Raw genomic sequence first — 19,633 nt, forward strand, 5'->3', positions numbered from 1 at the left:
AGAACTTTGGCTGTTTGACGGTTCATTAATTAAACATTCGCCGGTTTTTCCAGCACCGCATAGACCACTTGATAGGTCGCTGGCAGGCCGTTTTCCTGGCGGAACCCTTCATAAGCCTCGATCAACGCCTGAATCCGAGCACGGCCGGTCAGGCCGCCCGGACGCCCCGGATTGATGTTGTGCGCGCCGAGTGCCTTGAGTTCATGGGTCAGGCTGCGCACGTCCGGGTAATGCAACACATGGGGCAGCACGTCGAGGCTGCGCACCTGCAGGCCGCTGGCGGCGCACAGTTGCTGATAATCGGCAAACTCGCGGAAGCGGTTGACGTGAACCATGCCGTCCACCGCCTGCCAGCTGTCGCGCAGCTCATAGAGCGTGCCGACGCACAGGCTGGCGAACGCGAACACGCCACCCGGTTGCAGCACCCGCCCGGCCTCGGCCAGCACGGCCGAGAAATCCGAGCACCACTGCACGGCAAGGCTGGAAAACATCAGATCGACGCTGGCATCACGCAGCGGCAGATTTTCCGCATCGCCGGCCACGTAATGGCTCGCGCCGCCCAGCGGACGGGCGTGGCGCAACATGCCTTCGGCGATGTCCAGCGCCAGCCCTTCACTGCCGACAAAACGTTCGGCCAATGCCCGGCTGAAATAACCGGTGCCGCTGCCCAGATCGAGCCAGCGCGCAGGCGTCAGTGTGGTCGGCAGACGCGACAGCAGCTCGCTGCCGACCGCACGCTGCAAGTCGGCGACGCTGTCGTAGCTGGCCGCCGCCTTGGAGAAAGAGGCTGCCACCTGACGCTTGTCAGGCAGATGGCCCTGGGGAGTTGCCTGTTGCTGTTTCACGGCCTTCAGCACCGCACAGTGGGAAAGATCAGTCATCACCGGACTCATGTAGAAACGCCTGGACCGCCGCCGCGACACCGTGGGGGTTTTCCAGGATGAACGCATGGCTGGCCTGTTCGATCACGCCGACTTCGATATCGGGCAGCAGATTGAGCAGATCCGCCGACGCTTCTGCGGGCACCAGCGCATCGAGGCCACCAAACAGATGCAGTTGCGGACCGCGATACGCCTGCAGCGCCGAGCGGGTGTCCATCTGTTCCAGCAACTTCAGGCCTTCGATCAGGCCACTGCTGGTGCCATGGGGCGCGCCGGCCTTGAGCTGGCGCGACAGCGCACGCGGCTCTTCGGCGCCCTGCACGCAAAGCAGGCTGAAACGCTTGAGGGTGGTGTCGGGGTCGGCCTTGCAACCGGCGATAAAAGCGTCGAAATCGGTTTGTGCCATTGCGTTCGGCCACTGGCTGCGAGCGACGAAGCAGACGTTGCTGGCAAAGGTAGCCAGACCACAGCAGCGCTCGCCCCGGCGTGCGGCCAGTTCGGCGGCGAGCATGCCACCCAGCGACCAGCCACCCAGCCAGGCGTTGTCCGGCAAGGTCGCGTCGAGCTCGTCGAGCCAGTCGTCGAGGTTGTCGTTGTCCAGGTCCGGCAGCGGTTCGATCTCGACCCGCAGGTGTTCGTCCAGCCCGCGCAACGCAGCGGCCAGCGGCTCCAGCGGAGAAACGCCCAGGCCCCAGCCCGGCAACAGGATCAAACGGTCACGCATGCTCCGACTCCTCGCCCAGCTGTGGATAACACTGCTCCAGAGCTTCCAACAATAGCTGCACCTGGGCCTCGCTGTGGGCGGCGGACAGGGTCACACGCAGACGCGCACTGCCGGCCGGAACGGTCGGCGGACGAATCGCCGTGACCATCAACCCGCGCTCTCGCAGCATCTGCGACAGGCGCAAGGCGCGGTCACTGCTGCCGATGAGGATCGGCTGGATCGGCGTGAAGCTGTCCATCAACTCAAGGCCCAGGGCCTCGGCACCGCTACGGAACTGCTTGATCAGACTCGCCAGATGCTCGCGACGCCAGTGTTCGCGGCGCAGCAATTCCAGACTTTTCAGGGTGGCGCAGGCCAGCGCAGGTGGCTGGCTGGTGGTGTAGATATACGGGCGGGCGAACTGGATCAGGGTTTCGATCAGTTCTTCACTACCAGCGACAAAGGCGCCCGCCGTGCCGAACGACTTGCCCAACGTGCCGATCAGCACCGGCACGTCCTCCATGCTCAGCCCGAAATGCTCGACGATGCCGGCACCGTTGGCGCCCAACGGGCCGAAGCCATGGGCGTCGTCGACCATCATCCAGGCACCGTTGGCTTTCGCCACACTCGCCAGGGTCGGCAGGTCGGCGATATCGCCGTCCATGCTGAACACGCCGTCGGTGACCACCAGCGTATCGCCCACCGATTTTTCCAGGCGGCTGCGCAGGCTATCCGGGTCGTTGTGCAGATAACGGGAAAAACGCGCACCGCTCAGCAGACCGGCGTCCAGCAACGACGCGTGGTTGAGCCGGTCTTCAAGCACCGTGTCACCCTGCCCGACCAACGCCGTGACCGTGCCGAGGTTGGCCATGTAGCCATTGGAAAACAGCAGCGCACGCGGGCGGCCGGTGAACTCGGCCAACGCTTCTTCCAGTTCGTGGTGCGGCGTGCTGTGGCCGATCACCAGATGCGACGCACCGCCACCGACACCCCAACGCTCGGCGCCGGTTTTACACGCGGCGATGACCTCGGGGTGATTGGCCAGACCCATGTAGTCGTTGTTGCAGAACGCCAGCAACGGCTTGCCGTCGACTACCACTTCGGGGCCTTGCGGGCTTTGCAGCAGCGGACGCTGGCGATAGAGATGTTCGGCGCGACGGGCAGCGAGACGTGCGCTCAGATCGAAAGACATGCAGGCCTCGGATCAGATGCAGTAAGCATTTCCCTGTAGGAGTGAGCTTGCTCGCGATTGATATCTGTCTGTCACACATAAGGTGACTGACACACCTCAATCGCGAGCAAGCTCACTCCTACAGTTACTGTGCATGCCACATGTTGAGTGTCAGGCGGGGAAATCAGACCGCCGCGTCGTAGAACATCTCGCTGCTCTTCTGCTCGACCAGTGCCTGCTCGATGGCGGCCTGGTGAACTTCGTCGGAGTGTTCTTCACGGGCTTCCGGCTGGATGCCCAGACGCGAGAACAGCTGCATGTCCTTGTCGGCCTGCGGGTTGGCGGTGGTCAGCAGTTTCTCGCCGTAGAAGATCGAGTTGGCGCCGGCGAAGAACGCCAGGGCCTGCATCTGATCGTTCATGGCTTCACGGCCAGCGGACAGGCGCACGTGGGATTTCGGCATCAGGATGCGCGCCACGGCCAGCATGCGGATGAAATCGAACGGATCGACGTCTTCGGCATTCGCCAGCGGCGTGCCAGCCACTTTCACCAGCATGTTGATCGGCACCGACTCCGGATGCTCCGGCAGGTTGGCCAACTGGATCAGCAGGTTGGCGCGGTCGTCCAGCGACTCGCCCATGCCGAGGATGCCGCCGGAGCAAATCTTCATGCCGGCATCACGCACGTAAGCCAGAGTCTGCAGACGCTCACTGTAGGTGCGGGTGGTGATGATACTGGTGTAGAAATCCGGCGAGGTGTCGAGGTTGTGGTTGTAGTAGTCCAGGCCGGCATCAGCCAGTGCCTTGGTCTGATCCATGTCCAGGCGACCGAGGGTCATGCAGGTTTCCAGGCCCAGCGCTTTCACGCCTTTGACCATCTCCAGCACGTACGGCATGTCTTTGGCCGACGGGTGTTTCCACGCCGCGCCCATGCAGAAACGGGTCGAACCGATAGCCTTGGCGCGGGCGGCCTCTTCCAGCACCTGCTGGACCTGCATCAGCTTTTCTTTTTCCAGACCGGTGTTGTAGTGGCCGGACTGCGGGCAGTACTTGCAGTCTTCCGGGCAGGCGCCGGTCTTGATCGACAGCAACGTGGAGACCTGAACGCGGTTGGCGTCGAAATGAGCACGATGCACGGTTTGCGCCTGAAACAGCAGGTCATTGAAGGGCTGTTCAAACAGCGCCTTGACCTCGGCTAAGGTCCAGTCGTGACGCAAAGTGGCATTGATGCTGGCGCTCATAAGCGGCTCCTTGGTGTTTTCTTGGCAAGTGCCCGGGCAGTTCGCTCATCGGCAGAACCGCAAAGTCCACAGGCACTACACGGATGTTCGGCATAGTTAAGGAAGAGGCATGCGCTGTCAACCACACAACGAAGCTCAGGTTTACATCTGGTTAAAAAACATACAAAACTGTTTGCTGTGCGATGAACAGACCGATTCACCCACCCCGATCTGCACGCCCTGCGAGAGCGAATTGCCGTGGCTGATGGACTGCTGCGAACACTGCGCCCTGCCCTTGCCGATGTCCGGCCTGACCTGCGCGCACTGCACTCGCCAGCCTCCGGCGTTCAACGAGGTGGTCGTACCGTGGCTTTACGACTTCCCCATCGACGCGCTGGTCACACGCTTCAAACATCAGGGCAAATGGCCGCTGGGGCGCTTGCTCGGCGAATTGCTGGGGCAGCATCTGCAGGATCGCTTTGAGCAGGGGCTACCACGCCCCGATATATTGATTCCGGTGCCACTGGCGCGGCAGAGAATGCGCCAGCGCGGTTACAACCAGGCGGCGATGCTCGCCCACTGGCTTGGCGAGCAATTGCAGTTGCCGGTGCAGGAACGCGCCGTGCAACGGCTCAAGAACACTCCGGCCCAACAGGGCCTCAACGCCAAGGCGCGCAAACGCAACCTGCGCGACGCCTTCGCTGTCGTTCAACCCGAGGCGATAGAGGGCCGGCATATCGCCCTGATTGACGACGTGCTCACCACCGGCGCCACCGCCGATGCACTGGCCCGGTTGTTGATAAACGCGGGAGCACGCAAGGTCGACGTCTATTGCCTGGCGCGCACGCCGAAGCCGGGAGGGTGAATTCGCAATCAACTGTAGGAGCGTGGCTTGTCCCGCGACCGGCTGCGAAGCAGTCGTAAAGTCATCGAATGCAGTCTGTCTGATGTACCGTGTTTGGCGGTTTTACGACGGGTTCCCCGCCGGTCGCGGGACAAGCCACGCTCCTACAGGGACGTTGCGGCTCCGCATCACCTTTGCTTTTTGGCTTACACTCCGCCCCCAAGTCCACTGATCAAAAACTGTCCGACATGTCCCTACCGCCGTCCCTTACTCAGCACATGGTTCGCCGTCCCCACCGCATTGCGCTGTTGCAGCATATTGCCGAACAGGGCTCGATCACCCGCGCGGCAAAAAGCGCGGGCCTGAGCTACAAGGCGGCGTGGGATGCCATCGACGAATTGAACAACCTGGCGCAGAAACCACTGGTCGAGCGCAGCGTTGGCGGCCGTGGCGGCGGCGGCGCGCGGTTGTCGGAAGAAGGCGAACGGGTGTTGCGTCTGTACCAGCGCTTGCAGGCGCTACAAACGCAACTGCTGGAAACCCCGGAAGAATCCAGCGATCTGGCCCTGCTCAGCCGCCTGATGCTGCGCACCAGCGCGCGCAACCAATTGCATGGTCAGGTCGCCAGCATCATGCCGTTTGGGCGCAACGACATGATCGGTCTGCAACTGGCCGGCGGTCTGTCCATCGAGGCACAAATCACTCACGACAGCACCCAGCGCCTGGAGCTGGAGCCAGGCACAGACGTGTTTGCGCTGATCAAGGCGAGCTGGCTGGAATTGCTGCCCCCCGACCAGCCCGCAACAACTGGACACAATTGCCTCAGCGGAAAAATCGAGGAAATTCTCGACGCCGACGACGGCCCGAGCGAGGTCAGAATCGGCCTGCCAAGCCGTCAGACCCTGTGCGCCCTGGCCGAGCAGGATCAGCTCAAAGCCTTGAAACTCAAGGTCGGCAGCGACGTTAAAGTGCAGTTCGCGCCGTCCTACGTGTTGATCGGCACACCGTTGTAACCACACGCGAGCGGGTGTTGCGAGACGTTTCCGGAGTCATCCTGCGGACACAATAGCGTCATCCACGCTGAATAAGGTTTTCTGCCAAAACCGCAGGAAGCCCGTGATGAAACCATTAGAAGAACATCAGCCCACCGACCTCGAAACGCTTGTATCGCACAGCGAGGTGGGCCTGACCCGCCGTGGCTTTATCAGCGCTGGCGCCCTGTGTGGCGCGGCCATGTTTCTGGGTGGCAACTTGCTCAGCCGTAGCGTCATGGCCGCCAGCGTCAGCGCTGGCAACGCCACGCTGATCGGCTTCGACAGCATCCCTGCCGCCACCGCCGACAGCATCAGCCTGCCGCCTGGCTACAAGGCCTCGGTGCTTATCAGTTGGGGCCAGCCGCTGCACGCTGGCGGCCCGGCTTTCGACCCCAGCGGCAAAGGCACAGCCAAGGCGCAGGAACTGCAGTTCGGCGACAACAACGACGGCATGAGCCTGTTCACCTTCCCCGGTGACAACCCCGACAACGCCAGTCGCGCACTGATGGCGATCAACAACGAATACACCAACTACCGCTACCTGTTCGATCACGGCAAAGACCCGCAGTCCGCCGCCGACGTACACAAGGCCCAAGCCAGCGAAGGCGTGTCGGTCATCGAAGTGAAGCGCGAAGGCGGCCAGTGGCGTTTCGTGCAGGGCTCCAAATACAACCGGCGCATCCACGGCAACACGCCGATTCGCCTGAGCGGCCCGGCAGCCGGCCATGACTGGCTGAAAACCGCCGCCGACAGCAGCGGCAAGCAAGTGCTCGGCACCTTTCAGAACTGCGCCAACGGCAAGACGCCATGGGGCACCTACCTGACCTGCGAAGAGAACTTCACCGACTGTTTCGGCAGCAGCGATCCGGCGGCGAAGTTCGACGCTGCGACCAAACGCTACGGCGTGGTCGCCACCAGCAAGGAAGTGAACTGGCACCTGCATGACCCGCGCTTCGACGTGGCGAAGAATCCGAACGAATTCAACCGCCATGGCTGGGTGGTGGAAATCGATCCGTTCGACCCGAAATCGACCCCGATCAAACGCACGGCGCTGGGCCGCTTCAAACATGAAAACGCTGCCATCACCGAAACCAAAGACGGTCGTGTGGTGGTGTACATGGGCGACGACGAGCGCGGCGAGTTCATCTACAAATTCATCAGCCGCGACAAGGTCGACCACAAGAACCCCAAGGCCAACCGCGATCTGCTCGACCACGGCACCCTGTACGTCGCGCAGTTCGATGGCGGTGACAACAACCCGGACCGGCCGAAAGGCCAGGGCCAATGGATCGAGCTGAGCCACGGCAAGAACGGCATCGATGCCGCCGCAGGTTTTGCCAATCAGGCCGAAGTGCTGATCCATGCGCGACTGGCCGCCAGCGTGGTCAAGGCCACGCGCATGGACCGCCCGGAATGGATCGTGGTCAGCCCCAAGGACGGTCAGGTCTATTGCACGCTGACCAACAACGTCAAACGCGGCGAAGAAGGCCAGCCGGTGGGCGGTCCGAACCCGCGGGCGAAAAACCAGTACGGGCAGATTCTGCGCTGGCAGGAACATGAATCCGACGCAGCCTCCATGGCATTCGCCTGGGACTTGTTCGTGGTGGCCGGCAACCCCGGTGTACACAGCGGCACGCCGCTGGGCGGCTCCAGCAACATCACCCCGCAGAACATGTTCAACAGCCCGGACGGTCTGGGCTTCGACAAGTCCGGGCGGCTGTGGATTCTCACCGACGGCGACGCCAGCAACAGCGGCGACTTTGCCGGCATGGGCAACAACCAGATGCTCTGCGCCGACCCGTCCAGCGGCGAAATCCGCCGCTTCATGGTCGGCCCGGTGGGTTGCGAGGTGACCGGCATCAGCTTCGCGCCGGACCACAAGGCGCTGTTCGTGGGCATTCAGCACCCGGGTGAAAACGGCGGCTCGACCTTCCCCGAGCACCTGCCCGATGGCAAACCCCGTTCGTCGGTGATGGTGATCACCCGTGAGGATGGCGGCATCATCGGCGCCTGATGCACTTACGGAATGACTTTTGTGGGAGCGAATTCATTCGCGATGCAATGTGTCAGGCGATGAAGTTGTGTCGCCCGTCACGGCCAATCGCGAATAAATTCGCTCCCACAATGAGCCGGCCCCAATACATCCCTCTCATTTACCCCGCCCTGCGTTACCATGACCGGCCCGACGGCGCGCAGGAACAAGCATGGCCCATCCGTTCGCAACACTGACCCCTGACCTGGTGCTGGATGCTGTCGAAAGCATCGGGTTCCTCAGCGACGCCCGCATTCTGGCCCTCAACAGCTACGAGAACCGCGTCTATCAGGTTGGTATCGAAGACAGTCAGCCGCTGATTGCCAAGTTCTACCGCCCCGACCGCTGGACCAACGAAGCGATTCTCGAAGAACACAGCTTCACCGCCGAGCTGGCCGAGGTGGATATCCCGGTGGTGGCGCCGCTTGTCCATAACGGTGAAACCCTGTTCGAACACGCAGGCTTTCGCTTCACCCTGTTTCCCCGTCGCGGCGGACGTGCGCCGGAGCCGGGCAATCTGGATCAGCTGTATCGCCTCGGCCAGTTGTTGGGGCGCATCCATGCGGTGGGCGCTTCCCGCCCGTTCGAGCACCGCGAAGCACTGGCCGTGCAGAACTTCGGCCATGACTCGCTGAACTACCTGCTCGACCACGATGTGATTCCGCGCAGCCTGCTGCCGGCGTTCGAATCGGTCGCCCGCGATCTGCTCAAGCGTGTCGAAGACGCCTACGCCGCCACACCGCACCAGATCATCCGCATGCACGGCGACTGCCACCCCGGCAACATGATGACCCGCGACGAGATCTTCCACATCGTCGACCTCGATGACTGCCGCATGGGCCCCGCCGTGCAAGACATCTGGATGATGCTGGCCGGCGAGCGCCATGACCGTCTGAGCCAGCTCTCGGAACTGATGGACGGCTACAACGAATTCCACGACTTCGACCCGCGTGAACTGGCGCTGATCGAGCCGCTGCGCGCACTGCGCCTGCTGCACTACAGCGCCTGGCTGGCCCGCCGCTGGGACGACCCGGCGTTTCCGCAGAGTTTTTCCTGGTTCGGCACCGAGCGTTACTGGGGCGATCAGGTGCTGGCGCTGCGCGAGCAACTGTCGGCACTGAACGAGGAGCCGTTGAAGCTGTTTTGAATAAATCCGACTGCCGGTGCCTTCTGCGATACATCCGACAGCACCGGCCCTGTGGGAGGGAGCCCTGCTCGCGAAGGCGTCATTCCGGTCGATACTGTTTCGGCTGATCCACCGCTTTCGCGAGCAGGGCTCCCTCCCACAATGCGTTTTCCATTCACCCGCCACACCTAAAACAACACCTTGCCGAAGGACCACCCATGCAAGCTGCCAACCCGCGCCACGGGTACATACTGGGCCTGAGCGCCTACATCATCTGGGGATTGTTTCCAATCTACTTCAAGCTGCTTTCCGCAGTCCCGGCTCTGGAAATCATCGTCAACCGCGCCATCTGGTCGGCGATTTCCGGTTCGTTGCTGTTACTGGTCTGGAAGCATCCGGGTTGGTGGCGTGAGTTGCGCGACAACCCGCGGCGTCTGGCGATTCTGGCCGGCAGCGGCTCGCTGATCGCCGCCAACTGGCTGATCTACGTGTGGGCGGTGAACAACAACCATATGGTCGAAGCCAGCCTGGGTTACTTCATCAACCCGCTGGTCAACGTGATGCTCGGCCTGGTGCTGCTGCGCGAACGGCTGCGTCCGCTGCAGTGGGTCGCCGTGCTGCTGGCGCTGGTGGGCGTGGCGCAGCAGGTCTGGCAACTGGGCAGCCTGCCGTGGATTTCGCTGGCGCTGGCGTTCAGCTTCGGCTTCTACGGGCTGATCCGCAAACAGGCGCCGGTGGCCGCGCTGCCGGGGCTGGTGGTGGAAACCTGGATTCTGGTGCCGCTGGCAGTTGGCTGGCTGCTGTTCAACCCTACGGCCCACAGCGCGCAACCTGAGTTCTGGAGCACATCGCAAGCGCTGTGGCTGGCCGCCGCCGGGCCGGTGACGCTGGTGCCGCTGGTGTGTTTCAACGCCGCCGCACGACATCTGCCTTACGCCACCCTGGGCTTCCTGCAATACATCGCGCCGACACTGGTACTGTCGCTGGCCGTACTGATGTTCGGCGAACACATGAACCCGGCGACCATGGTCACCTTCATGTTCATCTGGGCCGGCCTGATCATCTACAGCGCCGACGCCTGGATGGCGATGCGTCGCCGCGCCGGACGCTGATCAATATTTGAACAGATCACTGCAAGCCACGATTGGCGTGGCCTGCAGCAATCCACACGCAGGTTATCCACAACCTCGTTCAAGCTATTTGTGCACAAGCCGTTGAATCTGAACGTTTTTTGATCAAGTCTCGCAATCCCTTGATCAACGCGGGGTCCAGGCCGGTATCCGCAGCTTATCCACAGGCTGGTTCAAGTAAATACTGGATAACCGCATGATCCCCGTAGCAGTACAACGGTCCCTGTAGGATCCGAATCGGTCACCCATTTACCGCACGCCGCAAACCTGTAGGAGCCGGCTTGCTGGCGAACGGGGTGTGCCATTCAACGCTGACGTATCTGACCTGACGCCTTCGCCAGCAAGCCGGCTCCCACAGATTCGAGTCGGTAATAGCTGGCGATCACGACTCTTCGACTTTCAGCTTCAACTCCACCATCAAATCATCCGCCAGGGTTTCCAGGCGCTTCTGCAACACGTCCAGCGACAGGGTCAGCGGCAACCCCAGCAAGGCATTGGCGCGAAACAGCGGTTCGCTGCTCATCGGTGCTGGCTCGACATTGGTGACCAGTTGCTCGACGTTGACACCCTGCTCGGTCAGCAACCGGGTGACGTCGCGCACGATACCGGGCCGGTCGGTGCCCACCAGTTCCATGTTGATCGGCTTCCAGTTGCAAGTAGTCTCGATACCGATTTCGGCAAATTGCACGCGAATCCCGTGGGCCGACAGCGCCTCCAGCGCCCCGCGCAATTGTTCGTGTGCCTCGGCCGGCACACCCACCCGCAGGATTCCGGCGAACTGCCCGGCCATGTGAGTCATACGGCTTTCCAGCCAATTGCCGCCGTGATTGGCAATGCACGATGCGATCTGTTCGACCTGGCCCGGTTTGTCGGGGGCAAATACGGTGACGATGAGATGATCCACGGTCGACTCCTCTTGTTTGACCTGTTCACAGCCCGGTGAGCCCCGGCCTGCGCGGCTGTCGGGCAAGTATAGGCAAGCCGCTGCGGCACGCTCTGGTCAGCTTTATGTGTACTGTTTTTATAATTTTCTGGAACAATTCATGACTTTTTTGAGAACATCCGCATCCCCGACGTGACTGTTCGTGAAAATCCAGTCGCTCGGTGACATATTTAGTCTGATTTTCACGCTGCAACTCCTCATGTAGTATTCCGTCGCGTTCACTACATGGCGTTATCCAAACGAAGAAACGATGCCTGACCCTGCATCGCTGTAACGTGAACAACCGTTCCGGCCCCGGCCCCGGCCCAGCCGCCAGCGATGGCATGTTCTGGCAAGGGCACGCAGCGATGCCGATGGCTTAAACAAGAGAGCGCTCGAGATTGAAGCGCAGATAGCTGAGCAGAGTGAGGCAAGCAATGACTGAACACGTTCAAGTCGGTGGCCTTAAGGTCGCCAAGGTCCTGCTGGATTTTGTCAACAACGAAGCCATTCCCGGAACCGGCCTGGATGCCGCGGCCTTCTGGGCCGGTGCCGACAAGCTCATCCACGAGCTGGCGCCGAAGAACAAGGCACTGCTCGCCAAACGTGACGACTTCCAGGCGCGCATCGACGCCTGGCACCAGTCCAATGCCGGCAAGGCCCACGACGCTGCCGCATACAAAGCTTTCCTGCAGGAAATCGGTTATCTGCTGCCAGAAGCGGCGGACTTCCAGGCCACGACGCAAAACGTCGACGAAGAAATCGCCCGCATGGCCGGCCCACAGTTGGTGGTGCCGGTGATGAACGCCCGCTTCGCCCTCAACGCTTCCAACGCCCGCTGGGGTTCGCTGTACGACGCGCTGTACGGCACCGATGCCATCAGCGAAGAAGGCGGCGCGCAAAAGGGCAAGGGTTACAACAAGGTGCGTGGCGACAAGGTCATTGCCTTCGCCCGCGCTTTCCTCGACGAAGCCGCGCCACTGGCGACCGGCTCCCACGTCGATTCCACCGGCTACAAGCTGGTCGACGGCGTGCTGATCGTCGGCCTCAAGGACGGCAGCAACACCGGTCTGCGTGACGACGCGCAGCTGATCGGCTTCCAGGGCGAGGCGTCGGCACCGACCGCCATTCTGCTCAAGCACAACGGCCTGCATTTCGAGATTCAGATCGACGCCTCCAGCCCGATCGGCCAGACCGACGCCGCCGGCGTCAAAGACGTGCTGATGGAAGCCGCGCTGACCACGATCATGGACTGCGAAGACTCCATCGCCGCCGTCGACGCCGACGACAAGACCGTGGTCTACCGCAACTGGCTGGGCCTGATGAAAGGCGACCTGGCCGAAGAAGTCGCCAAGGGCGGCAGCACCTTCACCCGCACCATGAACCCCGACCGCGTCTACACCTCGCCTGCCGGTGAGCCAGTGACGCTGCATGGCCGTTCGCTGCTGTTCGTGCGCAACGTCGGTCACCTGATGACCATCGACGCGATCCTCGACAACCAGGGCAACGAAGTACCGGAAGGCATTCTCGACGGTTTGGTCACCAGCCTCGCGGCCATCCACAACCTCAAGGGCAACACCTCGCGGGCCAACAGCCGCAGCGGTTCGGTGTACATCGTCAAACCGAAGATGCACGGCCCGGAAGAAGTGGCGTTCGCCAACGAGCTGTTCGGTCGCATCGAAGACGTGCTGAGCCTGCCGCGCAACACCCTGAAGGTCGGGATCATGGACGAGGAGCGCCGTACCACGGTCAACCTCAAGGCCTGCATCAAGGCGGCCAGCGAGCGTGTGGTGTTCATCAACACCGGCTTCCTGGACCGTACCGGCGACGAAATCCATACCTCCATGGAAGCCGGCCCGGTGGTGCGCAAGGCGCAGATGAAAGCCGAGAAGTGGATCGGCGCCTACGAAAACTCCAACGTCGACATCGGTCTGAAATGCGGCCTGCAAGGCCGTGCGCAAATCGGTAAAGGCATGTGGGCGATGCCGGACCTGATGGCGGCGATGCTGGAACAGAAAATCGCTCACCCGCTGGCCGGCGCCAACACCGCCTGGGTGCCGTCGCCGACGGCGGCCGCGCTGCACGCCCTGCACTACCACAAGGTCGACGTGTTCGCCCGTCAGGCCGAGCTGGCCAAGCGCGCACCGGCCTCGGTCGATGACATCCTGACCATTCCGCTGGCGCCGAACACCGACTGGACCGCCGAGGAAATCCAGAACGAACTGGACAACAACTCGCAGGGCATCCTCGGTTACGTGGTGCGTTGGATCGATCAGGGCGTCGGTTGCTCGAAAGTGCCGGACATCCACGATGTCGGCCTGATGGAAGACCGTGCGACGCTGCGTATTTCCAGCCAGCACATCGCCAACTGGCTGCGCCACGGCGTGGTCAACGAGCAACAGGTGATGGACAGCCTCAAGCGTATGGCACCGGTGGTCGACCGGCAGAACGCCAACGACCCGCTGTACCGCCCGCTGGCCCCGGACTTCGACAGCAACATCGCCTTCCAGGCGGCGGTCGAACTGGTGATCGAAGGCACCAAACAGCCGAACGGCTACACCGAGCCGGTCCTGCACCGTCGTCGCCGTGAGTTCAAGGCGAAGAACGGTCTGTAAAAAGGCCGGTCAACAAAAAGGCGGTGTGTCGCAGGACACACCGCCTTTTTTCATGCCACCTGGCTAATCCTGTGGGAGCGTGGCTTGCCCGCGAATTGCGGTGTCAAGGCGCCACGGATACTGCCTGGAGCGCCGTCTTCGCGGGCAAGCCCGCTCCCACAAAGTCGGCGGCGTTCATAGAGAATGCGGCACGCACCGAACCCTGTGGGAGCGAATTCATTCGCGATTGGCCAGCTTGATCGACACACCTTTATCGCCTGAACCACCGCTTCGCGAATGAATTCGCTCCCACAGCCTGAGGTTCCTGCAGATTCCGGGGGTGTCCGCACCGACTCCGTGGGAGCGAATTCATTCGCGATTGGCCAGCTTGATCGACACACCTTTATCGCCTGAACCACCGCTTCGCGAATGAATTCGCTCCCACAGGGTCAGGCGTCCCCATCAATGACAGAGCCAGACTCAACCCATCCCCAATTCCCGCTTCACCAGCCGCAGCAACTGCTTGGTGTTGATCGGCTTGAGCAGGAAATCCACCACACTCAAATGCATGGCGTCGATGGCATCGCGCACTTGCGCATCGCCCGAGACGATGATGATCGGCAGGGCCGCCCGGTCGGAATCGCGTACCCGACGGATCAGATCCAGCCCGTCACAAGGTGCCATGCGCAGATCGGTGATCAGCAAGGCAATGGACGGTCGGGTTTCCAGCAGATGCATGGCACTGGTACCGCCGGCTGCGGTAATACAACTGATGTCGTTGAGGCTGAGGATTTCGGCGAGGACTTCCCGAGCATCCTTGTCGTCATCGACGATCAGCACCCGTTGTGGCGATTGCGATGCAGGCGCCAACATGACCTCGTTGAGGGCATCGCGCTCTTCATCACTCAAAATGTCGTGATCGAACATACCCGTCTCATTTTCCCGTCGACTCTAAATCCGACAGCGCAGACAACTGACTACGCTGTACCCCTCATCGTTTCCACCCTTCGTACTACACACATCGACACGGTTTTAACTCAGGCTTCGATGGCCTCCAACGCATTTCCCGTCACCTAAGACTTACGTCCAATGGGAAGTTTGCGACAAGCGGTCGACCATGGATCCCATAACAACAAGCGGTATCGGCCATGAGCAAAGCGGACGCATTTACCCAGGCGGGCAAAACAGCCGTGTTGCAGAACATCCACGGCACCATGCAATTTCTGCAAAAGTTCCCGCCATTCAATCAGATGGAGAACGCCCATCTGGCCTATCTGGTCGAACAGTGCCAGCTGCGTTTCTACGCTACGGACGAGAGCATCATCAAGCCTGGCGATGGGCCAGTAGAGCACTTCTACATCGTCAAGCAAGGACGGGTCGTCGGCGAACGTCCGCATTCGGCCAAGGGTGGCACCGAGACCACGTTTGAAATCACCACCGGCGAGTGTTTTCCCCTCGCCGCGCTGCTTGGCGAGCGTGCGACCCGCACCGAGCACCTGGCGGCCGAAGACACGTTCTGCCTGCAACTGAACAAGCAGGCGTTCATCAAGCTGTTCGCCCTCTCCGAAACCTTCCGCGACTTCGCCTTGCGCGGTGTCAGCAGCCTGCTTGAGCAGGTGAACCAGCAAGTAAAGCAGAAGGCGGTGGAAACACTGGGCACGCAGTACTCGCTGAACACCCGTCTGGGCGAACTGGCGATGCGGCATCCGGTGACCTGCGCCCCCGAAACGCCGCTGCGCGAAGCGGTCAGGCTGATGGACGAATCGCAGGTCGGCAGCATCGTCATCGTCGATGAAGCCAAGGCGCCGCTGGGCATCTTCACCCTGCGCGACCTGCGTCAGGTGGTTGCCGACGTGAATGCCGACTTCGGCCGGCCCATCGAACACAGCATGATCCAGTCGCCGTTCTACCTGAGCCCCGACGCCAGTGCGTTCGATGCCGCCATTGCGATGACCGAACGGCACATCGCCCACGTCTGCCTGGTCAAGGATCAACGCCTGTGCGGCGTGGTATCCGAGCGCGATCTGTTTTCCCTGCAACGGGTCGATCTGGTCCATCTGGCGCGGACCATCCGCAATGCGCCGCGCATCGATTCGCTAAGCAACCTGCGTGGCGATATCGTGCAACTGGTCGACCGCATGTTGGCCCATGGCGCGTCGTCGACGCAGATCACCCAGATCATCACCCTGCTCAACGACCACATGGTCTGCCGGGTCATCGAACTGACCCTGCAGGAAAGAGGCGACCCCGGCATTCCGTTCAGCTGGCTGTGTTTCGGCAGCGAAGGCCGCCGCGAACAGACGCTGTACACCGATCAGGACAACGGCATTCTGTTCGAGGCCAAAGATGCCGCCGAAGCCGCAGAGATTCGCGGGCGCCTGCTGCCGATTGCCGAACGCATCAATCAGGGTCTGGCGCTGTGCGGCTTTGCCCTGTGCAAGGGCGGCATCATGGCGAGCAACCCGCAGCTGTGCCTGTCACGGCTGGAGTGGGCGCGGCGGTTTTCTTCATTCATTCGCGAAGCCACGCCGGAAAACCTGCTGTCGTCGAGCATCTATTTCGATCTGCGGGTGGTCTGGGGCGACGAAAGCGGCGGCGATCAACTGCGCCAGAGCATTCTCGCGCAGGTGGCAGACAACCAGTTGTTCCAGCGCATGTTGGCCGACAACGCCTTGCGTCAGCGTCCGCCGGTCGGGCGTTTCAAGGATTTCGTGGTGGCCCGCAAAGGCAGCGAGAAGGACACGCTGGACCTCAAGACCCAGGGCCTGACTCCGTTCGTCGATGGCGCACGGTTGCTGGCACTGGCCAACGGCATCGCCGCCAACAACACGCTGGAGCGCCTGCGCCAACTGGTCGCCAAAGAGGTCATCGATCCACTGGACGGTGCCGCTTACGAAGAGGCATACCACTTCATCCAACAGACGCGCATGCAGCAGCATCAGCAACAGAGCCGGCAAAATCTGCCGTACTCCAACCGCATCGACCCGGATGTGCTCAACCATCTGGACCGGCGCATTTTGCGCGAATCGTTTCGTCAGGCGCAGCGGCTGCAAACCAGCCTGAGCGTGCGCTACCAACTGTGAACCGCCCTGAATATGAATCTGTTTGAATGGCTCCGGCCAGCCCGCCGCGCCAAGGCGCCGGAACTGACCGCCGAGCAACTGCAACGGCTGGCGGAACTGCTCCGTCCAGCGCCCATGGCGGAAACCCCGCTGCGGCAACAACGCTGGGTGGTGCTGGACCTGGAAACCAGTGGCCTGAACATGAGCCGTGACGAAGTGCTGTCCATCGGCGCGGTGGTCATCGAAGACGGTGCCATCGATCTGGGTCAGCAATTTGAAGTCACGCTGTCGCGCCCGGACCACAAACTCAGCCCCAGCGTGCTGATCCACGGCCTGGGGCCCAGCGCGATCGCTGCCGGCAGCGAACCGGTGGAGGCGTTGCTGGATTTCATGGAGTTCGTCGGCGACAGCCCGCTGCTGGCGTTTCATGCGCCGTTCGACCAGCACATGATCTGCCGGGCCTTGAAGGAAAGCCTGGGCTATCGCCTGCAGCATCCGTTTCTCGACGTCGCCGATATTGCGCCGATGCTGTGCCCCGACGCCGGACTGCGCCAGGCCGGGCTGGATGACTGGACGGCGTTTTTCGGCCTGCACGCCGAAGAACGCCACCACGCCAGCGCCGACGCGCTGGTCACCGCCGAACTGGCGCTGATCCTGTTCAGCCACGCCCGCCGCCAGCAGATCGACAGCCCGGCACGGCTGGAGCAATGCCTGTCGCAGTGGCGGCGCCGGCAGCAGACGCATTCGTTCTGAAGAACAGCGAACAACAACCTTTGTAGGAGTGAGCTTGCTCGCGATAGCGCAGGTTCAGGCAATGCGGCGGTGGCTGACCTGACTCCATCGCGAGCAAGCTCACTCCTACAAAAAATTGCACGGTGTTGGGCCGGCCCCCCTGTGGGAGCGAATTCATTCGCGAGACGGTGTTCCGGCAGAAGTCGATCCAGCAATCACCGCAAGTCCCTGTGAGGGAGCTCTGCTCGCGAAAGCGTCAGGCCAGACATACAGGCAGCGGCTGACACTATGCCTTCGCGAGCAGGGCTCCCTCCCACAAAAGCCACTCCTTATCTCAGCGGCAGCGGCACGGCTTCATTCCTACAGTTTTCCCACCTTGTTCTCTCCTGCAACAAACCGTTCAGCTACTTCCGCTGAAGACCAATTGCCAGCATTCTTGCGCTCTGACACAATCGCGAATAATTCTCGTTAGATGGCTTTTTCTTTTTTCGGTGCGTGCGTGTCGTCCATTCAAAGCCCCCAACATCAGCTTGTCGGAACGCTCTATCGCGACCATCGCAGCTGGTTGCTGGCGTGGCTCCGGCGTAACGTCGCCTGTCCGCACCGTGCCGAAGACCTCAGCCAGGACACCTTCACCCGTCTGCTCGGTCGCGAGCAACTGGACGTGCCGCGCGAACCGCGGGCGTTTCTGGTGCAGGTGGCCAAGGGGCTGCTGTTCGACCACTTCCGCCGCGCCGCGCTGGAACAGGCCTATCTCGGCGAATTGATGCTGATTCCGGAAAGCGAACAACCTTCGCTGGAAGAACAGCAGTTGGTCCTCGAAGACCTCAAAGCCATCGATCGCATGCTCGACAAGCTGTCGAGCAAGGCGCGCGCCGCCTTTCTATATAACCGTCTGGATGGCCTGAGCCATGCCGAGATTGCCGAGAAGGTCGGCGTCTCGGTGCCCCGCGTGCGCCAATACCTGGCTCAGGGCATGCGCCAGTGCTACATCGCCCTGTACGGTGAGCCGACATGAACCGCCCCTCGACCCGCCCCGTGTCGTCGAAGGTGCTGGATGCCGCCATCGCCTGGCAGTTGTGCCTGGATTGCGGACGCGGCAGCGAAGCCGAGCGCGAAGAGTTCGCCAAGTGGTACGCCGCCAGCGAGGAGCACGCCCGCGCCTGGATGCAACTGGGCATGCTCGATCAACGCTTTGCCGGCACCAGCGGCCCGGCCCGTTCGGCCTTGTTGCGTTCGCGCGAAGGCGTTGGGCGGCAGATGCGCAGGCTCGGGCGCGGAGTCGCCGGGATCGCGCTGGCGCTGGGCTTGAGCCTGTTGCTCGGCGAACGTTATCTGCCGGTGAATTACTGGCTCGCCGACCAGCGCACCGCCACCGGTGAACAACGCACTATCCGTCTGGCGGACAACACCCTGATCCGCCTGAACACCCACAGCGCGGTGGACGTGAGGTTCGATAGCAGGCAGCGGCGGATCATCCTTCAGGAAGGCGAGATTTTCGTCGAAACCGGCAGCCACGACGATCCGCGCCCGTTCATCGTCGAAACCCGCGAAGGCCAGATGCGCGCGCTGGGTACGAAATTTCTGGTCAAGCGTCAGGACGACGGCACCCTGCTCAGCGTCCTGCAGTCGGCGGTGGCCGCGCATCCGCAGGCGTCGGCCAATGAGCTGATCCTGCACGAAGGCCAGCAGATGCTGATCCAGCGCGACAGCCTCGGCCCGATGCTCACCCTCGCCCCCGGTGCCGATGCCTGGATGCGCGGCATGCTGGTTGTCGACAACGCCCGTCTGGCCGACGTGGTGGCCGAAATCGGGCGTTATCGCCAAGGCCATCTGGGCGTGGCGTCGGATGTCGCCGATCTGCGCATCACCGGCAGCTTCCCGCTGACCGACACCGACCTGGCGCTCAAGGCGCTGATGCCGACCCTGCCCGTGGCCATCGAACAGCGCACGCAGTGGTGGGTCACGGTGGTCGGTAATCCGGCCAGACCGACTGCGAAGCTCTGAAATCAGCCCCCTATAAAAATCGCCCTGACCACACCGATGACACGTTCGGCAGATGCGACCTGTGGGAGGGAGCCCTGCTCGCGAAGGCGCCGGACCAGACAGCACCGCATTGTCTGAAGTGACGCTTTCGCGAGCAGGGCTCCCTCCCACAACAGTTTTCATCCCGTTTCCAGGCG

16 protein-coding genes are annotated in these 19,633 nt (G+C 62.0%); 10 read left to right on the forward strand and 6 right to left on the reverse strand.

All coding sequences use genetic code 11. The features are described from left to right. Positions 1–29 precede the first annotated feature (29 nt). The 4 genes from bioC to bioB form a co-directional block, all read right to left on the reverse strand. Positions 30–881 (reverse strand): malonyl-ACP O-methyltransferase BioC, encoded by an 852-nt coding sequence (gene bioC / locus ACIPL0_RS26590; protein ID WP_400601579.1) that lies wholly within the window; start codon positions 879–881, stop codon positions 30–32. Beyond that, positions 874–1,605 (reverse strand): alpha/beta fold hydrolase, encoded by a 732-nt coding sequence (locus ACIPL0_RS26595; protein WP_400601578.1) that lies wholly within the window; start codon positions 1,603–1,605, stop codon positions 874–876. The genes bioC and ACIPL0_RS26595 overlap by 8 nt, the downstream gene beginning before the upstream one ends. Continuing rightward, positions 1,598–2,776 carry an 8-amino-7-oxononanoate synthase gene (gene bioF, locus ACIPL0_RS26600; RefSeq protein WP_400601576.1) on the reverse strand — a complete coding sequence of 393 codons (1,179 nt, stop codon included), beginning with the start codon at positions 2,774–2,776 and terminating at the stop codon, positions 1,598–1,600. Before bioF ends, ACIPL0_RS26595 begins: the two co-directional genes overlap by 8 nt. Before the next feature lie 163 nt (positions 2,777–2,939). Beyond that, entirely contained in the window at positions 2,940–3,995 is a 1,056-nt protein-coding gene (gene bioB, locus ACIPL0_RS26605; RefSeq protein WP_400601574.1) for a biotin synthase BioB, read from the reverse strand. 109 nt (positions 3,996–4,104) lie between these two features. Between bioB and ACIPL0_RS26610 the strand changes: the two genes are divergently transcribed. The 5 genes from ACIPL0_RS26610 to rarD all read left to right on the forward strand — a co-directional run bounded on the left by ACIPL0_RS26610 (position 4,105) and on the right by rarD (position 10,122). Continuing rightward, positions 4,105–4,839 carry a ComF family protein gene (locus tag ACIPL0_RS26610; RefSeq protein ID WP_400601572.1) on the forward strand — a complete coding sequence of 245 codons (735 nt, stop codon included), beginning with the start codon at positions 4,105–4,107 and terminating at the stop codon, positions 4,837–4,839. 227 nt (positions 4,840–5,066) lie between these two features. Beyond that, on the forward strand, positions 5,067–5,831 hold the full coding sequence (locus ACIPL0_RS26615; protein ID WP_400601570.1) for a TOBE domain-containing protein: 765 nt from the start codon (positions 5,067–5,069) through the stop codon (positions 5,829–5,831). 106 nt (positions 5,832–5,937) lie between these two features. Then, positions 5,938–7,866: a PhoX family protein gene (locus ACIPL0_RS26620; protein ID WP_400601568.1), complete on the forward strand. Its 1,929-nt coding sequence runs from the start codon at positions 5,938–5,940 to the stop codon at positions 7,864–7,866. 190 nt (positions 7,867–8,056) lie between these two features. Beyond that, positions 8,057–9,031, forward strand: a complete 975-nt coding sequence (locus ACIPL0_RS26625; RefSeq protein ID WP_400601566.1) for a serine/threonine protein kinase — start codon at positions 8,057–8,059, stop codon at positions 9,029–9,031. 197 nt (positions 9,032–9,228) lie between these two features. Further along, positions 9,229–10,122, forward strand: a complete 894-nt coding sequence (rarD, locus tag ACIPL0_RS26630) for an EamA family transporter RarD (RefSeq protein ID WP_400601564.1) — start codon at positions 9,229–9,231, stop codon at positions 10,120–10,122. Positions 10,123–10,522: 400 nt separating this feature from the next. Here rarD and ACIPL0_RS26635 read toward each other — a convergent pair whose 3' ends face one another. Then, on the reverse strand, positions 10,523–11,044 hold the full coding sequence (locus tag ACIPL0_RS26635; protein ID WP_400601562.1) for a glycine cleavage system protein R: 522 nt from the start codon (positions 11,042–11,044) through the stop codon (positions 10,523–10,525). A gap of 455 nt (positions 11,045–11,499) precedes the next feature. On the opposite strand from ACIPL0_RS26635, the gene ACIPL0_RS26640 reads away from it, so the two are divergent. Then, positions 11,500–13,677 carry a malate synthase G gene (locus tag ACIPL0_RS26640; protein ID WP_400601560.1) on the forward strand — a complete coding sequence of 726 codons (2,178 nt, stop codon included), beginning with the start codon at positions 11,500–11,502 and terminating at the stop codon, positions 13,675–13,677. A gap of 459 nt (positions 13,678–14,136) precedes the next feature. Here ACIPL0_RS26640 and ACIPL0_RS26645 read toward each other — a convergent pair whose 3' ends face one another. Continuing rightward, a complete protein-coding gene (locus ACIPL0_RS26645) occupies positions 14,137–14,583 on the reverse strand; it encodes a response regulator (protein ID WP_400601558.1) in 447 nt (148 codons plus the stop codon). Between the two features lie 221 nt (positions 14,584–14,804). Between ACIPL0_RS26645 and ACIPL0_RS26650 the strand changes: the two genes are divergently transcribed. The 4 genes from ACIPL0_RS26650 (at position 14,805) to ACIPL0_RS26665 (ending at position 19,457) form a co-directional block, all read left to right on the forward strand. Continuing rightward, the gene (locus ACIPL0_RS26650) at positions 14,805–16,739 is read left to right on the forward strand and encodes a putative nucleotidyltransferase substrate binding domain-containing protein (protein ID WP_400601556.1); all 1,935 of its coding nucleotides are present in this window, start codon (positions 14,805–14,807) and stop codon (positions 16,737–16,739) included. A 12-nt stretch (positions 16,740–16,751) separates the two neighbouring features. After that, positions 16,752–17,471, forward strand: a complete 720-nt coding sequence (locus ACIPL0_RS26655; RefSeq protein ID WP_400601554.1) for a PolC-type DNA polymerase III — start codon at positions 16,752–16,754, stop codon at positions 17,469–17,471. Positions 17,472–17,922: 451 nt separating this feature from the next. Then, a complete protein-coding gene (locus ACIPL0_RS26660; protein WP_400731625.1) occupies positions 17,923–18,468 on the forward strand; it encodes an RNA polymerase sigma factor in 546 nt (181 codons plus the stop codon). Further along, complete coding sequence (locus ACIPL0_RS26665) at positions 18,465–19,457, forward strand: FecR domain-containing protein (RefSeq protein WP_400601550.1); 993 nt, start codon at positions 18,465–18,467, stop codon at positions 19,455–19,457. The genes ACIPL0_RS26660 and ACIPL0_RS26665 overlap by 4 nt, the downstream gene beginning before the upstream one ends. Positions 19,458–19,633: the final 176 nt, after the last annotated feature.

Origin of the sequence: Pseudomonas sp. NPDC090208 (genome assembly GCF_044746785.1) — a bacterium.
Lineage (GTDB): Bacteria > Pseudomonadota > Gammaproteobacteria > Pseudomonadales > Pseudomonadaceae > Aquipseudomonas.

What these genes read in the sequence shown, in the direction of transcription:
- bioC (WP_400601579.1), bottom strand. Translation starts at nt 881, where the DNA reads ATGACTGATCTTTCCCACTGTGCGGTGCTGAAGGCCGTGAAACAGCAA.
- ACIPL0_RS26595 (WP_400601578.1), bottom strand. Translation starts at nt 1,605, where the DNA reads ATGCGTGACCGTTTGATCCTGTTGCCGGGCTGGGGCCTGGGCGTTTCT.
- bioF (WP_400601576.1), bottom strand. Translation starts at nt 2,776, where the DNA reads ATGTCTTTCGATCTGAGCGCACGTCTCGCTGCCCGTCGCGCCGAACAT.
- bioB (WP_400601574.1), bottom strand. Translation starts at nt 3,995, where the DNA reads ATGAGCGCCAGCATCAATGCCACTTTGCGTCACGACTGGACCTTAGCC.
- ACIPL0_RS26610 (WP_400601572.1), top strand. Translation starts at nt 4,105, where the DNA reads ATGCGCTGTCAACCACACAACGAAGCTCAGGTTTACATCTGGTTAAAA.
- ACIPL0_RS26615 (WP_400601570.1), top strand. Translation starts at nt 5,067, where the DNA reads ATGTCCCTACCGCCGTCCCTTACTCAGCACATGGTTCGCCGTCCCCAC.
- ACIPL0_RS26620 (WP_400601568.1), top strand. Translation starts at nt 5,938, where the DNA reads ATGAAACCATTAGAAGAACATCAGCCCACCGACCTCGAAACGCTTGTA.
- ACIPL0_RS26625 (WP_400601566.1), top strand. Translation starts at nt 8,057, where the DNA reads ATGGCCCATCCGTTCGCAACACTGACCCCTGACCTGGTGCTGGATGCT.
- rarD (WP_400601564.1), top strand. Translation starts at nt 9,229, where the DNA reads ATGCAAGCTGCCAACCCGCGCCACGGGTACATACTGGGCCTGAGCGCC.
- ACIPL0_RS26640 (WP_400601560.1), top strand. Translation starts at nt 11,500, where the DNA reads ATGACTGAACACGTTCAAGTCGGTGGCCTTAAGGTCGCCAAGGTCCTG.
- ACIPL0_RS26645 (WP_400601558.1), bottom strand. Translation starts at nt 14,583, where the DNA reads ATGTTCGATCACGACATTTTGAGTGATGAAGAGCGCGATGCCCTCAAC.
- ACIPL0_RS26650 (WP_400601556.1), top strand. Translation starts at nt 14,805, where the DNA reads ATGAGCAAAGCGGACGCATTTACCCAGGCGGGCAAAACAGCCGTGTTG.
- ACIPL0_RS26655 (WP_400601554.1), top strand. Translation starts at nt 16,752, where the DNA reads ATGAATCTGTTTGAATGGCTCCGGCCAGCCCGCCGCGCCAAGGCGCCG.
- ACIPL0_RS26660 (WP_400731625.1), top strand. Translation starts at nt 17,923, where the DNA reads ATGGCTTTTTCTTTTTTCGGTGCGTGCGTGTCGTCCATTCAAAGCCCC.
- ACIPL0_RS26665 (WP_400601550.1), top strand. Translation starts at nt 18,465, where the DNA reads ATGAACCGCCCCTCGACCCGCCCCGTGTCGTCGAAGGTGCTGGATGCC.